16 protein-coding genes are annotated in these 17,708 nt (G+C 32.0%); all 16 read left to right on the top strand.

Features of this window, described 5'->3' with window-relative positions; genetic code table 11:
• Positions 1-26: 26 nt before the first annotated feature.
• Positions 27-1,208, top strand: a complete 1,182-nt coding sequence (locus GXK56_RS15610) for a hypothetical protein (protein WP_160689028.1) — start codon at positions 27-29, stop codon at positions 1,206-1,208.
• Positions 1,209-1,240: 32 nt separating this feature from the next.
• Entirely contained in the window at positions 1,241-2,998 is a 1,758-nt protein-coding gene (locus GXK56_RS15605; RefSeq protein ID WP_160689026.1) for a hypothetical protein, read from the top strand.
• 45 nt (positions 2,999-3,043) lie between these two features.
• On the top strand, positions 3,044-3,373 hold the full coding sequence (locus GXK56_RS15600; protein ID WP_160689024.1) for a hypothetical protein: 330 nt from the start codon (positions 3,044-3,046) through the stop codon (positions 3,371-3,373).
• Between the two features lie 37 nt (positions 3,374-3,410).
• Positions 3,411-3,824, top strand: a complete 414-nt coding sequence (locus GXK56_RS15595; RefSeq protein WP_160689022.1) for a hypothetical protein — start codon at positions 3,411-3,413, stop codon at positions 3,822-3,824.
• 338 nt (positions 3,825-4,162) lie between these two features.
• Complete coding sequence (locus GXK56_RS15590) at positions 4,163-4,651, top strand: hypothetical protein (protein WP_160689020.1); 489 nt, start codon at positions 4,163-4,165, stop codon at positions 4,649-4,651.
• A gap of 1 nt (position 4,652) precedes the next feature.
• Complete coding sequence (locus GXK56_RS15585) at positions 4,653-5,678, top strand: hypothetical protein (RefSeq protein ID WP_160689018.1); 1,026 nt, start codon at positions 4,653-4,655, stop codon at positions 5,676-5,678.
• Between the two features lie 52 nt (positions 5,679-5,730).
• The gene (locus tag GXK56_RS15580; protein ID WP_160689016.1) at positions 5,731-6,351 is read left to right on the top strand and encodes a hypothetical protein; all 621 of its coding nucleotides are present in this window, start codon (positions 5,731-5,733) and stop codon (positions 6,349-6,351) included.
• Positions 6,352-6,406: 55 nt separating this feature from the next.
• Positions 6,407-8,275, top strand: coding sequence for an Imm5 family immunity protein (locus tag GXK56_RS15575; protein WP_160689014.1), 1,869 nt, complete (start codon positions 6,407-6,409; stop codon positions 8,273-8,275).
• 77 nt (positions 8,276-8,352) lie between these two features.
• Positions 8,353-11,481 carry an ankyrin repeat domain-containing protein gene (locus GXK56_RS15570; protein WP_160689012.1) on the top strand — a complete coding sequence of 1,043 codons (3,129 nt, stop codon included), beginning with the start codon at positions 8,353-8,355 and terminating at the stop codon, positions 11,479-11,481.
• Between the two features lie 55 nt (positions 11,482-11,536).
• Positions 11,537-13,099, top strand: a complete 1,563-nt coding sequence (locus GXK56_RS15565; protein WP_160689010.1) for an ankyrin repeat domain-containing protein — start codon at positions 11,537-11,539, stop codon at positions 13,097-13,099.
• Between the two features lie 29 nt (positions 13,100-13,128).
• Positions 13,129-13,842: a hypothetical protein gene (locus GXK56_RS15560; RefSeq protein ID WP_160689008.1), complete on the top strand. Its 714-nt coding sequence runs from the start codon at positions 13,129-13,131 to the stop codon at positions 13,840-13,842.
• A gap of 146 nt (positions 13,843-13,988) precedes the next feature.
• The gene (locus tag GXK56_RS15555; RefSeq protein ID WP_160689007.1) at positions 13,989-14,573 is read left to right on the top strand and encodes a hypothetical protein; all 585 of its coding nucleotides are present in this window, start codon (positions 13,989-13,991) and stop codon (positions 14,571-14,573) included.
• A 44-nt stretch (positions 14,574-14,617) separates the two neighbouring features.
• Positions 14,618-15,310, top strand: coding sequence for a hypothetical protein (locus tag GXK56_RS15550; RefSeq protein WP_160689005.1), 693 nt, complete (start codon positions 14,618-14,620; stop codon positions 15,308-15,310).
• 55 nt (positions 15,311-15,365) lie between these two features.
• A complete protein-coding gene (locus tag GXK56_RS15545) occupies positions 15,366-16,106 on the top strand; it encodes a hypothetical protein (protein ID WP_207710274.1) in 741 nt (246 codons plus the stop codon).
• An 89-nt stretch (positions 16,107-16,195) separates the two neighbouring features.
• Positions 16,196-17,170, top strand: a complete 975-nt coding sequence (locus GXK56_RS15540; RefSeq protein ID WP_207710273.1) for an ankyrin repeat domain-containing protein — start codon at positions 16,196-16,198, stop codon at positions 17,168-17,170.
• 32 nt (positions 17,171-17,202) lie between these two features.
• A complete protein-coding gene (locus tag GXK56_RS15535) occupies positions 17,203-17,652 on the top strand; it encodes a hypothetical protein (protein WP_160689000.1) in 450 nt (149 codons plus the stop codon).
• Positions 17,653-17,708: the final 56 nt, after the last annotated feature.

Below are 17,708 nucleotides of genomic sequence, written 5' to 3'. Positions count from 1 at the left end.
TTAAGAGGGTAAAGAGAGGGAAAACTATGAGTGGAAAAGCATGTTATATAGAAAAAGAAGCATTGGAATTTCTTCAGAATTTTTTAGAAACTGAATATAAAATTACTTTAGCTAAAACAAGAGAAGATTTAAATCAGGAAGGATTTAATAAAGAAGTTGAAAAAATGGATGTTTTCTATATGAAGGGATTAAAATCCGGAGTAATAAGGCCTTGTAATCCTGGAGATGAAAATTTTAGTCTTTTTGCAGATGAAGTTAAAATTAAAGCTATACGTAAAATTTTTCTTATAAGGGTTTATAAACATCAAGATTACCAAATTGTTTATCGTGCTTATGTAAGTACGGATAGAGAAAAAAGTAATCGTTATTTCTTCTCGTACTATTTTGCAAAAGTAGAAGATAGTTTCAAAATTATATCCCAATATATAATCAATGATGCTCGAACTGGTTGGGAGTGGAAACAAGGTATAAAGTTTAAAATAAATACCTTAGAATTTCTAGGAGTTGATAAATTTATTGAGCCAAATCAATCTAAAGATAAAGAAGATTATAAAAGTGAAGCAGGATCTGATTACGAGGTATTTATAAAAGATGAATTAGATATAAGTATAGATGAGAGTGCTCAAAAGTTAAAGTTTATGGAAAGCTTTAGAGATATGGAAGACATTGAAATTAATAATTCACTTGCTTCCTTTCTTAGCTTATTAAAAGGACGTTTTTATACTAATGGATTTTTTAGAGAAGATTCTAATCCAAAGGCTGATAAGCTTCAACGGGAAGATTTGAAGGAGGCTATAGAGTTTTCAAAAGATATAGTGAAAATATTAAGAAATGGTGAATGTACAGCTTTAGATTCAGAAGGAGACAATGGATATTATCCTTTTGTATACTGTGGAGAAATGCTTCTAGATGGTTTGCCGGATTTTGCTGCTAAGGACGATGTGCCTAAAGGGGCAATCGTAGAATACGACACTTTAGGGGAGTGCTCCTGCATCTTCTGGTATGATGAGTTTGAAGAAGATTATGAGGAAGATTTGGTTCAAGAAACTTTAGAAGCATTTAAGAGTGCCAGTGATAAAATGAAATCTTATCTTAAAGATTTAGTGGAGTTTTCTGTTGTTTATGGTACAGAGTATCCCGTTGTTATTGGTGGAACCTTTAGCAGTGGAATATTTGCAGGCATTGTAACAACAAGAGTGCATACATAGTTATAGATACAAATTTATAGGAGGAAAAGAATATGGATAAGTTAGAAATAGATGAGCAAAGAAAAGAATATTTTAATCTAGGACTTGAGGCCATGGAACAGAAAAATTATAATAAAGCATTTAACTTTTTTACCATGGCTGCAGAGAAGGAACCAATATGGCCGGAAGCTTTGTTCCGTAGAGCACATATGGCATATTTGCGGGCAAATAAATGGGGGGCAGCTGAGGATGCAGTAAAGGCATTGGAGCTTGATCCATCTCTTTCTAGGTTATTTGAACAGGAGGGTTTTACAAAGAAAGCTGTTTTGTCAACTCTTAACTCTAGAGCCTGCAGGCAAATTGAAGCTAAATCCTTTTCTCAAGCGCTCACATTTTTGGAAGCAGCATTAAAGATTGATCCTTGCTATAATATGGCATTGCTTACTATGGCAGAATTATATGCTGCAATGGAGGATTATTATGAGGCCCTACATTGGCTTGAAATAGCTGTGGAAAAAGCCCCGGAAACAGCTAATAAAATTGATGGATATGACTGTTATGCACCTTTAAGACCATATGTAAGATACGGCAAAATAATAGGCAAAGAGAAAGTCATTCCAGGTGAAGCACAGAAATTGCTCAAAGTGGGGAAAGATATGATAAAACAAGAGGAATATGCAAAGGCTGTAGAGGAAATAAACAAAGCCCTAGAAGTTGCTAAGGAATGGCCAGAAGCACTTTTCCTGAGAGGAATGGCAAAATACTTAGGAGGTTCTAAGACAGGCTATCTTGCAGATTTATTAGTGGAATGTGATAGTGTGGATGATTTTGCTAGAGCTTTGGATTTTGATTCTGAGGTAATAAATCTTAATAACGAAATTTTTCATACATATGTATGGGGAGCTGATACAAATCCAGAAACAATATTGTTAACAGAAGCAGGTATTTCTGTAAGAGTAATAACTGATGCCTTAAATAATCGGGTGTGTAATGAATATATACCGAAGAAAAAATTTCAGGAGTCAATTTCTGACTTAAAGCTTTGTATAAGAATTGATCCGACTTATGTTTTTCCTTATTTAACTATGGCTGAGGTATATGTTGCAGTAAAAAATGAGGAAAAAGCAATAATGTGGCTTGAAAAAGCCCTTGAAGTTGATCCAAGTATAAGAGAAAAGGTTGATACTTATACATGTTTCAATTTACTTCGTAGCAATTCAGTTTATCAAGAATTATTTGTAAAAGAACCACAGCTTAGTAAAAGTTTCTACTATCTTGAAATGTTCGTAGAACCTGGTGGAATGACGGAAGATTTTAAAATGGTATCTAGCAGTGCTGATAAAATTAGTCAAATGATTATAGCAAGAATAAAAACTCACTTAGGCTTCTATGCACTACTTTCCTATGGACAAACTATAAGAGTGTATCGCTATACTAACGGCAAAAGTGATGGTGTGGTAGATATTCATCCTTTCCTTCAAGTTACTGCACCAAAGAAGATAACTGCTTCCTTTACAGAAGAAGGTCGGCCAGTCATAAGAGACATGGAAGGAAAAACTGTTACAGATGGTTATTTGTCGGATCTGCTTTTTGATTATAATGCTTATGAAGAGAAAACAGAAACAGAAACAGTTGTACTTGGAGAATGGGAAAATAAGCTTGGTATACTTAATGGAGAGCTTCTTTTAGAAAAGGAAGAAATTAATTTGGATGGAACTGTGTATATGGCAGACAAAGTATATGAATTTGAATCTGGTGAAGAGTATTCCCTTGAAGAATTTTTAGAAATTGCAAAAGGGAGGCATGATTAAGGAGTTTTAGGAAAAGCCATTAAAGAATGAATTTAAATTTAGGAGATGATTGATATTAGTTGCCAATGTGAAATTCCCAAAAAGATACACGTAATTACAAATAGTCCTGGGGCTTGTGAAGCAGTGGTAGAGTGTGAGAGCTGTGGACAAAAATATTACTCTCTTCTTTTTGAAAGAATGGGTTTTGGAAGTGACGATATTTTAGAAATATATGAAATTCCAATATGTGAGGAGGAATTTCAAAGGATTAAATTAAGGGATTATAAAGAATTAGAGTTGGGTTTCTTAAGAGATAGAAAGGCAAGGCTTATTTTTGACGGAAATATTAGTGAAATAAGTTCAAACCTTGCACTTGAGAGGTGTGGAAGGAATTAGGACGTTTAAAATACTTTTGTAATAACACTAGGAGGCAATGATGAAACATTCAGAACTTAATGAAAAACAGCATGAAGAACGAAATATATTTGTATGTGATGCACAAGAAAATCATTGGAAAATAAATAGTGATATTGAGAATATATTTGCTAACGATATTTCTGTGTCACCAGAAGCACTTGCACAAATTAATAATGGTAAATTTATTACTCAAATAGCTTTATCATTTAAAGAAGGTATGTTGATTTATAAAATTATCAATAGTGTGACTGAAGAAATATTTAGTCATTTGCATTTATATTATGACAATCTCATTCCATTACTGGAATTACTTTTGGGAGAAGCTCCAACAATAGCTGAAGACACATATTCTAATTTTGTTAGAAGGTTGATTCCTCTATGTAAAATGGTTATGTATATAACACAAGATAAAGTTTATAGAATATCTTAAGGCTGTTGAAGCTGTATGGGACATTTTAAGGAGGAATAATGCCAAGACAGGAAGAGGGGGTTGCATTGCTTCGCATACCCAATTTGGAACCGATCATTGGAGCAAGAGCGGCTATTCATAACTGATTTAAAGGAAAAAGGATATATAGAAACTATTAATGATGAAGATTTATAGTATAAAACTGAGCTATGGTTTTATGGCGAATTGAAGGAAAGCGATGGCGGGACAATTTTGGAGTATAAATAAATTCAAATAATTCAATGGCTTGGAAGGCTCTCAACTTTACGGTGAGCAGGCAATTGGGTGGGGATATCTTTATTAAGAAGGGGGAGAGAACAATGATATACTATCCTAAAACAAAAAGCTATATGAGTGGATTAAAGTTAGCAGCAGAAGATGAGGCTGCTTTTAATGATAGTGAAAGAAATGCACTAAGAGGAGCTATTCAACTTTTAGTAGTTCAAGATGAAAGGATTTTAGAAAATCAAAAAAATGTTGGAGATAGGAATGCAGATGCAAAATTTGAATTACAGAATTATACTGTATTCTTTGGATTTGAAAAAGATGGAGGAGTATGTGTTGAGGTGAAGTTTTGTCCAGATAATTTTGTTACGGAATACTATTTGGTTGGTGTTAGACCAATTAAGTTAATCTGGCCACCGACAAAAATGTATGAAGCACTGAAATATGACTGGAGTTCAGGAAATTTCATTGAAGGTGATGAGTATATTGCAGATATTTTTTTCAGCACCAGTGATGTGGAACAAATTGCTGAGGATGTTTTTCTCCGTGAAGTAGAAAACTTAAAAGCAAAGAGGAGACTTTAAGATGAGTAATTCGATTGGCTTAGCTAAATTTAAGAAAGATAATAAAATAGTGTATTGTGAATATGATGGAATCGTTGATATAATGAAGCCCAAATTATTTAATTCTTTTGAGGAAATGGATAAATGTTGGAAAGAGGATCAAAACTTAATTGAAGATTGTGATTGTGATATGGAAGGGATAGAGATCTATTCTGGAAGAGATTTTTTTTGGAAGGGAAAAGCCTGCAGAAAGTGTATGCAGATAGGTGAAAACTCCAATCCTGATTTTTCAGAAGTAATATTTATAGAACCAGACTGGGCTACTTACCATTATATAAAAATAAATATTTTACAGTTATTAGAGTATTCTTTTTGCTTTGGTAAAGAAAGAATTTCAGGTGCCATGGAAGATTATAAACGTCTTAGTACTTCGCACATAGCACTACTTGATGGTTTTAGTAGGAGTGCTAATGATAAATTTAGAAGTCATTATTATAGGGAGGCGGTTTTTAAGCTTTCCTCTCTTGAGCTGGCTGCAGGTGCACCAAAATTCCGATGTCAAACCTGGTTTTCAATATTGGCTAAAATAGATTCATGTATATTTGAAGGTGAAAAGGAACGTAATAATCCACAAGAGGCTATTATTAATTTTGCTTTGGCTAGAGATTTTAATAAGGATAGATATGAAAATTGGCCAAAACCTTATGAAAGTAATGTTCCAGCAACCATATTATATAAATTAATGACTGGAAAAGAAGTTTCCTTACCTGAAAAATCTATTCTTCATGATAATGCTTATTGGCTTAATTTATACCAGGCTATTACAGTGCAGGATGAGAAAAAGGTAAAGGAAAATTGTATAGCCATTGCAGAAGGTTGGTTTAAGGAGTATGAAGAATGTGAAACTCCTATATATGATCCAGAAAACTTCCCGTGTTATGAACCAGATTGTAATGCTATTTTGTCCATAGCACTACATAGAGAAAAGATGAATATATATTTTGATGAGAAAAAATATAGAGATTTTTATATTGCAGCATTAATGTAGTAATTCAAATTAAATATAAATTTGAAGAAATCTTCTATGAGGAGGAATGATAATGAAGAATTATAAAAAATTTTATTTTGTTTGTTGGGGATTTTTATTTATAATCCTTATGGCTTTTTTAGTAGGAAATAAATTAGGTGTAAAAGAAATGAAAATAAATCGTGTACATGTAAATTTACCTAATCAGCATAGATATTATTTATATAAAATTAATGACAGTATGGCTTTTGAGATTCCTGAAGATAAAAGTTATATAAGTATCATTGGTTATGAAAAAACTACTGGACTTTATGCTTTAGCTGGAGAATATAGACATAATGGTGATACAATTTTTATGCCTACTACAGAATATAAGTCGGGAGATTATTTATATACTAGATATCCAACCTCAAAAACCACCATAGTAAATATAAAAACAGGAGAAGTTTTTGGTAAGCAGGCAGAAGACATAAATATTGATAATAGTATTCCACAAAAGTATGAAGAATTAGGTTTGAAATTTGAGGACAAGTACGCAATTACTCCAAATGAAGTAATGAATAATTTTCAAGAACTTAATACTTATGATGAAAATATATTTATTATAGTTATGGCATTTACATTAGTATTTACAATAATGCTTTTTGCAGGTATTCCTATAGTTGTGAATAGGATTAAAGGTAATGTTGAATAGAAGTAATTTTTAAATTTCGTAAGAAGTAAGTAGGGACTTTAAAAGGAGGAGATGTATGGGCGAAAATTTCAGTATAACACTTTTAGAAAATCATAATAATAAGCACCAAGAGGTACCACAAGTTCATCTTGGTAAATGTGAACATACGGAGAGAGAAAGCTATCTTGTAAAACATAAGGGGATTCCATACTTAAAAATTATTCTCCACTACGAGCACACTATATTTGAAGGTATAGGAATTCAAAAGAGTGCTTTTTTTGGTTTTTCACAAGAGTTATATATTGTGAATTTAGATAACTTTTCTGTACAAAATAAACATTTGAGAGGCTATTTTAATGAACTTTATTTGTTTCCACAAGGAATATTGGTAGCTTCAGCATGTGATTTACTACGTTTTGATCCCGAGGGTAATCTTATATGGGAAAGCTTTGATTTAGGGATTGATGGTGTACTTGTACAAGAATGGGAGGGAGCTTTTATACGAATAAGCGGAGAATATGATCCGCCTAGTGGGTGGAGAGATGCTGTACTAAATGCAGAAAGTGGAGTAAAATTAACCTCTTTTTATATAGGGGGAGGCTACTATTGCAGAATTATTGAAGGAAATGGTGAAGAAGATTACGAAGAATATATTAGTGATCTTCATTACGAAGAGGATATTTGGCTATGGGATGCACAGAAGGGTATGTATAGGCCACCTAAGACAGAATTATCAGAAGAAGAACTAGTCCAGTATGATGGTTCAGATATATTGTTAGAAATCGAAAAGTGCATAAAGCATGAATTTGTTCCCTCTTGGTTACTTGCTAGGCTTTGGTATCTCACTGATGGGGGTATCTTGAGCGTTTTGGGTTCAATGTATGAAAAAGGCAAAGGTTTTTGTGATGGCGGCGATTTTTATGGTTACCTATTAGTGGAGAATGCAACAGGTGCTTTAGGAGTACTAGAAATTAGAGGTTCACAGGATAATCACTATGTGAGTATAAACTTAGTAAAAAGGTCGGAAACCATGAAAGCTGAACATATAGAATCGTTTTATCGTTCTTTTGCTAGCTCCCTTTTAAAAGAACCACAGGAACTTGCAGTCTGTAATATTACTATTAAAGATCCAGAGAAAAAGGGCTATCCTTGGAAATATGGTTTTGATGGACATAAATTCTTAAAATACTCAGAAGCTGAGGTTTTACAGTGGTATACAGACAATGGATTAGTTACGTTAAGAACTTTAATTGATGTAGCACTAAAAAGTATAAAGGAACATCCTCTGCATCATTTGGAAAGAGGTATTCGTATGGCAATAATAAGTGAAATAAGTTTATACATTAATAAATGCTGTAAATTTGCCTTTTCAAGACCAGCTTTCAGGCTACAGCTTGAATTAAATGTTTTACACAAAATTCTTTATTTGTGGAAGAAAACTTGGTCAAATAACACAAAAGTTGATGAATTAATGGAGAAATTTTATAAACTTCAGGAAGCAATAAATAAAGAAACTGCTTTGGAAATAATGAGTAGCTGGGAAGAAGATTGGAATTTTATGAAACAGTGGATAGAAAAGACTTATATTAATGATATTCAGCATAAAGTTCATAGATTTCCAGAAGCTATGGTTGGTCTTGCAGTGATGTCAGGTTTGAAGGAATCAGAGAAAGAAATTTTAAAATATATGCATCTAAAAAAGGATATTGAAGAGAAGATAATTATAAATTCAAAGGAAGCTTTGAATATTGATAATAATGAAATTGATACCTTTGAAGAATTTTATGAAGAAGATATGTATTTTTACGCTGCCTGTGCTTATTGCGGAGGTACACCTTATAGCATGGAAGGCTTTGAAATAGGGGATATACAAAAATATGATGAATTCTGGAGATGGTGGCTTTTGGAGGCAATACCTCTTTTTATGCCCCCTGCTGGTGATTAATTTTAACGACCTGTGTTTTGGAATTTCTATATTGAAGCTTTAAGGTAATAAATGATTATAGAAAAGAGGTGACTTTTTTGGATAATAATAAATATAGTGAACAGGAAGAACTTCTAATAAAAAAAGGTTGCTATCCAGAAACTGATGAAAGAGGAAAAAGTTCTTTTTTTGAAGCTGCTGAAACTGGAGATCTAGAGGTGATTAGAGCTTATATTTCTATAGGTATGCCAGTAAATCTTCAATTTGACAGAACTACTCCTCTTATGAGGGCAATAGAAAAAGGAAATCTAGAAGTTGTAAAATATTTAGTTTCTCAAGGTGCAGATATTGAACTTATGGATGAATATAGGGATACTCCTTTGCATACAGCTATCAATTGGGATGAACCTGAAATAGTAAAGTTTTTAATTAACTGTGGAGCAGATATGAAGGTTTTATCTGGAGAAGGATATACCTGTTTATCCAGTGTTATAAAATACAAAGAGCTTGAGAAAAACAATCATCGTCAAGAGATATTAGATTTTTTAATAGAAAGTGGCGCAGAAATTGACCAGAAGAGCGTTTATGGTACTACAGCTTTATGGGAAGCTACAGTTAATGCTTCAAAAATTATGTATGGACGCCCTGAATATGAAGAAAATATTTCATTTATAAGAAAGCTAATAAAAGCAGGAGCAGATTTAAATACTACTTCTGACATTGGTACACCTTTATTAGTTTTCCTTTCAGCAGAAGATTACAATTATATTGATGAAATAAAAATTTTAATTTTGGCAGGGGCAGATGTGAACATAAAAAATTTTTATGGATGGACACCTTATATGGCTGCTATATGGTTTAAAAAAGAGGAAAGAGCAGCTTTTTTAAAGGAGCAAGGAGCATTAGCAGAAGGAATAGAAATAGTGAATTTCTTTAACTCAATATTGGAAGGAGATTTATCGAAGGTTCAGGAATATTTAAATAAAGGAATAGATATAAATGTTAGGACTGTTTTTGGCAATACGCCATTAATGCTTGCCTGTGAACATGAGCAACTTGAACTTGTAAAGTTTCTAATTGAAAGAGGAGCAGATCTTAATAAAGAAAATTCTTCTGGAGAAAATGCTGTTTATATTTCTGCTACAGGAAGAAGTGATATTCTGGAGCTACTTTTAAAAAATGGAGCAGCCATTAATTGCAAAAAGCCAGTATTGGTTAAGGCAGTTGCAAAAGAAGGACTAGGAAATATAGAGCTTTTGCTTAAGGCAGGGGTAAATATAAATGAGGTTAACTATGAAGGCTATTCTGCCTTGATGAAAGCAATAAATAATGGTAACAGTGAAGCAGCTGAATTTCTAGTTAACCAAGGAATTAATGTTAATCTCCAAACTAAAGATACTTCAAGATATGATCCACTTTATTTGGCAGTAAGTCAGAAAAATAAAAAAATAGTTTCTCTTCTCATTAAAGCTGGGGCAGATGTGAATTTATTTTGCTATTGGGGAAATCCTATTATAAAGGCTGTGGAAGAAGGAAATATTGATATATTAATTGAGCTTTTAGAAGCAGGAGCAGATCCTATGGCAGCTGATAAATATGGCAATACAGCTCTTAGTATTTCCAAATCTGAATATAGAGGAGCTAATAAAAAATGTGAAAGAATTATATTAGATCATCTGTTTTATAAGAATTATTGGGCTGCTATTAGAAGTATGGCAAAAGAAATGCCAGAGGAAGGCTTAATAGAGTGGATAAAAGAAGGCAGGGAGGATATAGTAGAAATACTATTAGAAGAAGGTATAAATCCTAATGCAAGAGTAAGGGAAACAGGTGAGACAGCGTTAGAAGCAGCAATTGAGATGAATAATTTCAAGCAGGTAGTAACGCTTCTTAAAAGTGGTGCAGTTGTTAATACTTTAGGGAAAGAGGAAGAAAGTACTTTAATGAAGGCATGCATTATGGGAAATGAAGCTATAGTACGGCTTCTTATTGAGCATGGTGCTGAAATTAATTTTAAAAATAAGTTTAATATTACTCCAATGCATAAGGCTGCAGCAGAAGGTAATTATTCCATAATAAAGCTACTATTAGAAAGTGGTGCAGAAATTGATGCTGTATCTATAGAAGGCTTCACACCAATAATGGAAGCAGCACGAAAGGATCAAGTAGAGATACTCAGATTTTTAATTAAAAAAGGTGCGGATATAAATATTTTAAATAAGAAAAAGGAAAATTCGCTTATAATTGCTTTGAAAAACTGCAGCTATGAGTGTATAAGTCCTCTTATAGAAGCGGGCATAGCTTTAAAGGAAGAAGATAATGAAGGTAATACAGCAGTAAGCCTTTCAGAGGATAAAGGACTTCAGGACATTAAGGAAGTGCTACTTGGAATAATTAACGGAGGAGAATATAGGGCTGAAAAAACCATGTGGAAATTAAGGTGTGAAAATTTGAGAAATAATTCTCTAGAAGCATCCAAGCAGCTAAACAATTTGCTAAAGGAAGGAATTACTCAAGAAAACCCAGATTTGGTAAGAAGGAGCCTTATTGAAGGAGCAAAGGTATTAGATATTTCTAAAAAAGAGTTTTCACCTCTTTTGGAAGCAGCTAAACTAAAGCAGGCAGGAATTTTAAAGCTTTTACTAGAAGGAGCATTAATTGAAGCTTTAATGCAGTCTGGTTTAAGCGTTAAATATTCCAGTGAAAAGCTTAATAGGGCTAATAATCTTGTAAATAAATATTTGATAAAGGAAAAAGGAAAGCAGCACTGGGTGTTTGAAGTAAAGCTTTCCGTGGACTTAAACTTAAGCTCAAAAGCTTCTATAGAAGACGAAATAATAAAATTAAGAGAAATTTTAAAGCCTTTAGGTTTTTTAGTTTTTATCAGCAATAAAAGAAAAGAAGATATAACCCAAATAACTTTTATAAAAGTTGATAATCCATATGATGCTTTAAGCTATTATAATACTTCTTCTTTATATTATAATCTTTCCACTAAAGATATAATTGAAAAAATAGAAGAATGGGATAAGCTCTATGGGATAGAACTTATTGCTGCAGGAAAGGACTGGCTTCAGTTATACTTCAAGAATATTCCTGCTTACCTTAACACTTTTCAGTGGGAAGTATACTATTTTTGCCCAGAATATGCAGCAGGAAAGGATAGAGCAGATTTAATGAGTAGGTTAGAAAGTGATGGTATTCTGGATTTAAGGTGGTTTAATTAGAAGGAGCAATGGGAAGCAGCAATGAGGTTAGTTTTTAAAGGAAGTAGGTGACAAGGTGAAAAAGGAATTTTATGATTTATATAAAAAGGTTTTAGCAGAAAATTTAAAAGTTGTTAATGGAGATTTACTTTTAAATTTCATTTCCCTTGGTGACAAGGCTGCAGTAGAGGTCATGTTATCAGAAGGAATCTCGCCTAGTTATAAAAATAGTAATACAGAGGATGCTGCACTAATTAAAGCTATTGAAAGTGGATATGAATCCATAATAGATTTGCTTTTTGAAAAAGGTGCAGATGTAAATTTACCAGGAGCCTATGGAAAAACTCCACTGATGGTTGCCTGCTCTATGGGAGATTTAGAAACAGTTAAAAAACTGCTTTTAAGAGGTGCTGATGTAAATTACGTTAGGCAAAGTAGATATGGAAATGATGTAGCAATGAACTATGCAGCAGCTTCAGGAAAAATAGAGCTTATGGAATTGCTTTTAGAAAAGGGTGCTGAGCTTAATCCATTTCCATTAGAAGATAACCCTATTATAGATGCTGAGAGAAACAATCACATAGCTGCTGTAAAATGGCTGCTTAATAAAGGGGCAAAGGTTAACACCTTAAATCGAAATGGCGGAAGCGTGCTTATGAATGCTATTGTTAATGAACATGTAGAATGTATTTATATGCTAATAGAAGCTGGTGCAGACATTAATATTAGAGATAAAAACGGAAACACAGCAGTGATACTAGCTAAGGTTCAGGAATTGAGAGAAATAAAAGAGTATTTGATTAAGCTAGGTGCTGATACTACTGGTTTAGAGGAAGCTTATTCAGATAAAATTAAAGGTTATAGAGTTAAAGAAGATGCTTTATTTAGAGGCTATAGCGACGTTATTCAGTCCATATTAAAAAGTAAAATAAAACCCTTGTGGATAAAAAGGGTTTTAAGTAAGAGAGAACTAAAAAAGACAAGGTTTAAAAATACAAAAAGTATACCTTCAGATAGTTATAAGTTTTTTTTAGAGGCTTTGCAAGCTGATGATATAGCAATCATTAAAGCCTTAAAAGAAAATAAAGAAATGAATTTGGAGGAACCTATTAGTGGTGTAGAAGATCTTCTAACTCTAGCAATCCAAAAAGGAAAAAGAGATCTTGTAAAACTATTTGTATCCTTAGGAGCCAATATAGTTAACTATAAGGAAAAAAAGTATGATGCTTTGAATTTAGCCTTGGAGCTTGGAGAAGAAGATATCATAAAATGCCTGTTTCAAGGAATTATTGTAGATATAGCTGATAACTTAGGAATGATACAAGAAGACTTTGGGTATGACATCTATGAGAGTATTATGTTTTTTATGTTGGCACCTGTAAGAGAAGAATATGACAGTTTTGAAAATTGCAAAGATGAAGTAGGTTCTTTGATTTGTTCTGTGGAGGTATGCCTTAACAATTCATTTGTAGAAGAAAATGAAAGATTTTTCAAAGCCTTGGATGAATGCTTTGGTGACTTTGGGCTCACAGTATTTTTAAAGCAGGGGGATTTTCATTTTGAAACCTCACTGGACACAATATATGCATATGAAATAGGAATTTATAAGAAAAGAAATGCTTTTGATAATATAACTTAAAAAATAGTTTTGTAAAGTGAGAAATTCTTATGGATAAATGTATCTTAGAAAAAGATATTTTAGATATTTTAAACAATGAAGCATTAAATTATAATTTTCCAATGCCCAATAATTATAATGCTTATAATGCAGCAATGAGGCTTAATGTTTTTAGAAGCTCAAAGGAAGAATGGTTGATTGTATTTCAAATTATTAATTTCATAAAAGGTAATGAATTTATAAATGAAATATTTGTCTATGGGAGTATGCTGGATAAACAAGGCTTGTTATTTGCAGAACAAGTATTTGAGGAAGTAGATGGTTTTCCCTTTTGGAATTACAATAATGATTTTATTTTAAATCCAAACGAGTTTAAAATCCTCTTGAGAGGAGAGCTTATGGAACTATCTATTTCTGAAAATCAATGGCAAGCTGCTCAGATATCAAAGGATTTATCAATACCAACACCTGTTAAAATATTAAGGTTACTTGTACATTTATATGAAAATAAATTCTTTCTTACTCAAGAGGAATTATTAAAAAAATGTGAAATTAAGAAAAGAGAATTAGATTGTTTTTTAGAGCTTCAGGACTGGCAGCATGTTGATCTTTCAGAAGATGAGATACCAAGCAGCAGTGTTTCTTTTTCCTCTCTTGCTAAAGCACTGGGAAAAAATGATCCAGCTATATATCAATGCCCTAAAGAACTATATAACTCAAGATGGTATTATTGGGATGAAGATTATTTTAGTCATTGGATATAATGAAATCTTATAAAAAGCGACATCATATTTTGGTGTCGTTTTTTTACAATACAGTTTCATATTTAAATTTTATAATTTAGTATAAGAAACATATTCTTTATAAATAGAGTGATAATTTTTTGAAAGTGAAATAAGGGGAGAAGTTAATGTTATTTGAGCAGTTTCAAAAAGCTTTTGGAAAACCAAAAGAATTAACGGGCTTACGTATATATAATACGGAGTTAATTAATTCTGAAAGCTTAAGGCTATTTGAAAGTGAAATAGGTGGAGGAATTTTTGCAGATGGATTAATATCAATATTATCTGTTAGGGAACAAGTAAACAGTCTTGGCGGCTGGGAAAATTATCTGCCAAAGGGCATGAAATTATTTGGAACATCAGTATTTGGCTTTCTAATGTTAACCTCTGGTGAATATCTTTATTTAATCAATACTCAATATGGAGAAATTGTAGAATCGGATTATTCTCTAATAGAATTTATTAATGATTTGGGTAATATTGATACCATGGAAGAAATAATTAGTGCTCCTCGCTTTGAGTTATGGAAAAGTTTTGGTATTAAGCTTTTACCTAAACAAGTATTATGCCCAACACCAGCAATTGCACTCGGTGGCACTTGGGATATCACAGAATTAAAGCCTATGAATTTTGAGCTGTATTTATCGTTTACTGGAGGATTATTTTCAATAAATGGAGAGATGCCTGCTGAAGTAATGAGACTAGGAACATAAGGAAAACTATTTTTAGGTAATGAGCAAATTATGGGAGGAAAGCTATGGAGTATTTAAGTAAAAAAGAAATTGAAAGTTTAGCTCAAGGTTCTGGTCTTCAAAGAGAAGCATATAAGGCAATAATTCAAAATAATTTCAAAGGCTTTTTCAAAGAACTTAAGGATACTTTTAAATTAAAAAAGCTTGATAAAGGAGTTCAAAAGTTTATTGAAGAAACAATTTTAATAAAGAATATACAAGGACCTTTGAATTTTAATGGCATAAGTAAAACTTGTAATAATTATTATACATATTTTGAATTATTTAATATGGGAAACAAGAATGAATATTTTCCAGGTATATTAATTGCAACGGATTTTGGCGATTTTTATTTCTTTTTAATGTTGGAAAGTGGAAAGATTGTTGCTATGCATCATGATGACTTTCCTACTTGTGCAAGTAATGTAGTTGGTAAGGTAAGTAGCGGCAATTTCTTTATGGGTTCCGCACTTGCTAAAATAATGGAGAGTAAATATACTATTTGCAAAATTGATGGATTATTAGCTTTTCAAAGGGAGCTAAAAGACTATAAAAATCTATATGAAATTAATACACCAGAATTAATAAAAGCGGTAACTAAGAATTTTAAAGTCTCTTTAAATGCATTAAAAAAATCTCTGAATTCCAAAGCATATTATTTTTTAGATGTTGATGAAGATATTTTGAATAATATGCTATTAACTGAAAAGAACCTATAAAAAATTGAAAGCTGTAGTGAAAAAGTGACTAATGGAGGAAGGAATTAATTTGCAATTGACAAGTAAAATATTATCTTTAGTTTTCATTATAATAATCATCCTTACTCCTATTTTTGTTTCCTATACTTGGATACCAGTCGTTTGGTTTGTTGAAGGAGCAGTAGTTATATTACTTGGATTAATAAGCAAAAAGATAAGTATTGAAAAGATGGGTTGGAAGGTTGTGGTTTTAGGACTTGTTTCTTTCTTTGTCCTTGATTGGATAAGAAATCTCAAGTATGTTGATAAAGCTTTTGTATATCAGTATTCTATAATTAATTTAATAAGTATTTTGATTATTGTAGCAAATCTAAAAGCTAATAAAAAAAGTGTGACTCCAGGAACGTCAATTACTTGGAAATACACAATTATATTTAAGCGTTTCACCATTGTAAGCCTTTGGTTTTATATGCAGCAGACCTTTGGAGATATTTATTTAATTAAAATGTATAGGGATTTTTATTATGAGTTTTATAGAACTGTGTTAATGTTGTTTATAAATATATTTTTTCTATTTTTTATATTAAAAAGTCCTTTATGCTATGACAAGGTTGTTAGAATTTTTAGCTACTTTTGTGGTATTTTTGGTTTTGTTATGTGCTTATGGTTAGATTTTTATGAGTCAATTATTCCTCATTTTGAGGAATTATATAAAGAAATGTATAAGGCAGTAGGAATATTGATAGTTGTAAATTTAATTGTATTGTTAAGTATTCGAGAAATATATGTATCAATGAAAAAGAACAAGAAGAGTTGAAGGTTGATGAATAAAATAGAACATTAGATTAAACTAATTAGTTACTAATTTAGTTGAAAATGAATGATAGTAAAGGAAGGGAAAACAAAATGAATTTTACTGATTTAATTTTTAATAGAGATATTGAGGGAATAAAAAAATTAATAGACATGGGATGGTCTCCAAATGAACCTTCAGAAAAAGGAGAAACAGCACTTTGCTGGGCCATTGCTCTTGAAAATAAAGAAATAATTGAAATTTTACTAGAGGCACGTGCAGATATTAACCTTTCTCAAAAAGATGATCTTGCATATACTCCTCTTATTTGTGCAATTAGAAACTGCCGTGGTGAAAACTTGGAAATGGTAAAATACTTAGTAGATAAGGGAGCTGATTTAGAAAAAGGGGATAGCAGAAATGGCACACCCCTTCTTCATGCTTGCATTTGTGCTTATAAAAACATTCTATTATATTTAATTTCAAAAGGGGCTAAAGTAGACTGTATTGACAATGAGGGTCAAACACCACTTCATTATATATGCAAATTTGCAGCAGATTGGAGTGACTATTCTATAACAAGAACTATAAATGGAATTGGCGAAGAAGTGAAAAGCAACAGACTTGAGGAACATTTTAAAATATTTAAAATACTAATTGAAAATAAAGCAGATACAAATAAAGTTACTAACTATGGCTTTACTCCACTTCACCTTGCAGCTCAAAAAGGTGGTAAAATATTTATTAAACCTCTTGTGGAAGCAGGGGCAGATGTAAATTTTGAAAATGCAAATAATTACACACCTCTTCATGGAGCAGCTGATGCTGGTGATTTTAAGGCGACTAACGAGCTTTTACAGCTTGGAGCAAATGTAAATGCTGCTGATAAATACGGTTTTACTCCATTAGTTGGGGCAGTACTTGCTGGAAATATAAGTGTAATAAATTTACTTATGGATTTTGGAGTAGATAGACTGGCCAAAGTTTCCTCTGCTTATGACATTGTTGAAGTGGGAGATACAGCAATAGATGTAGCAAGAAAAATGAATAGAGAAGACATGGTAGAAGCCCTACTTACAACACTATAAAATATGTTAAAAAACTTTAGGGAGGTATGCAATTGGCAGTTCCGTTAAATGTGTATTTTTTATATAAAATAAGTAATATGAACAATGAATCTGAATTTCTATTAATAAAGGTAACTAAACCTGCTTGGAATAATTCTATTGAAAATGAAGGCGAAAATGCTGAAGAAATATTGGATAAAAAAAGAGATGAAGTACTAGTGAAATTTACAGTTCAAAACAATTGGACAAGTGCCGAATTACTTGGGCAATTTGAAGGAGAGCCTGAAGGAGATAGCTTTTATGAAGAACTTGGAGGCTTTTATATAGAGTTTTGGAAAACAAAATCTGGTTATGGCTTCCCTTGGATGGTTATTTCAGAAGCTCAAGATGAACAGGCTTTTTGGAACATTGTAAAAAATGATTGCTTCCTTGAAAATTCAAGACCATTGCCTCCAGCTGAAAAAATACGGGCTAAATTTATTACTGAAGGTGATTATTTATAGATATTGTGGAAATGAAATAAATAACAAGTAGAAAGCAAGCTAGCAAATGAACTTGT

Origin of the sequence: Clostridium sp. C2-6-12, from assembly GCF_009928485.1 — a bacterium.
In the GTDB taxonomy this organism is placed as follows: domain Bacteria; phylum Bacillota; class Clostridia; order Clostridiales; family Clostridiaceae; genus Clostridium.
The sequence above is the reverse complement of the archived record's forward strand: the minus strand, read 5'-3'. Positions and strand labels throughout refer to the sequence as shown.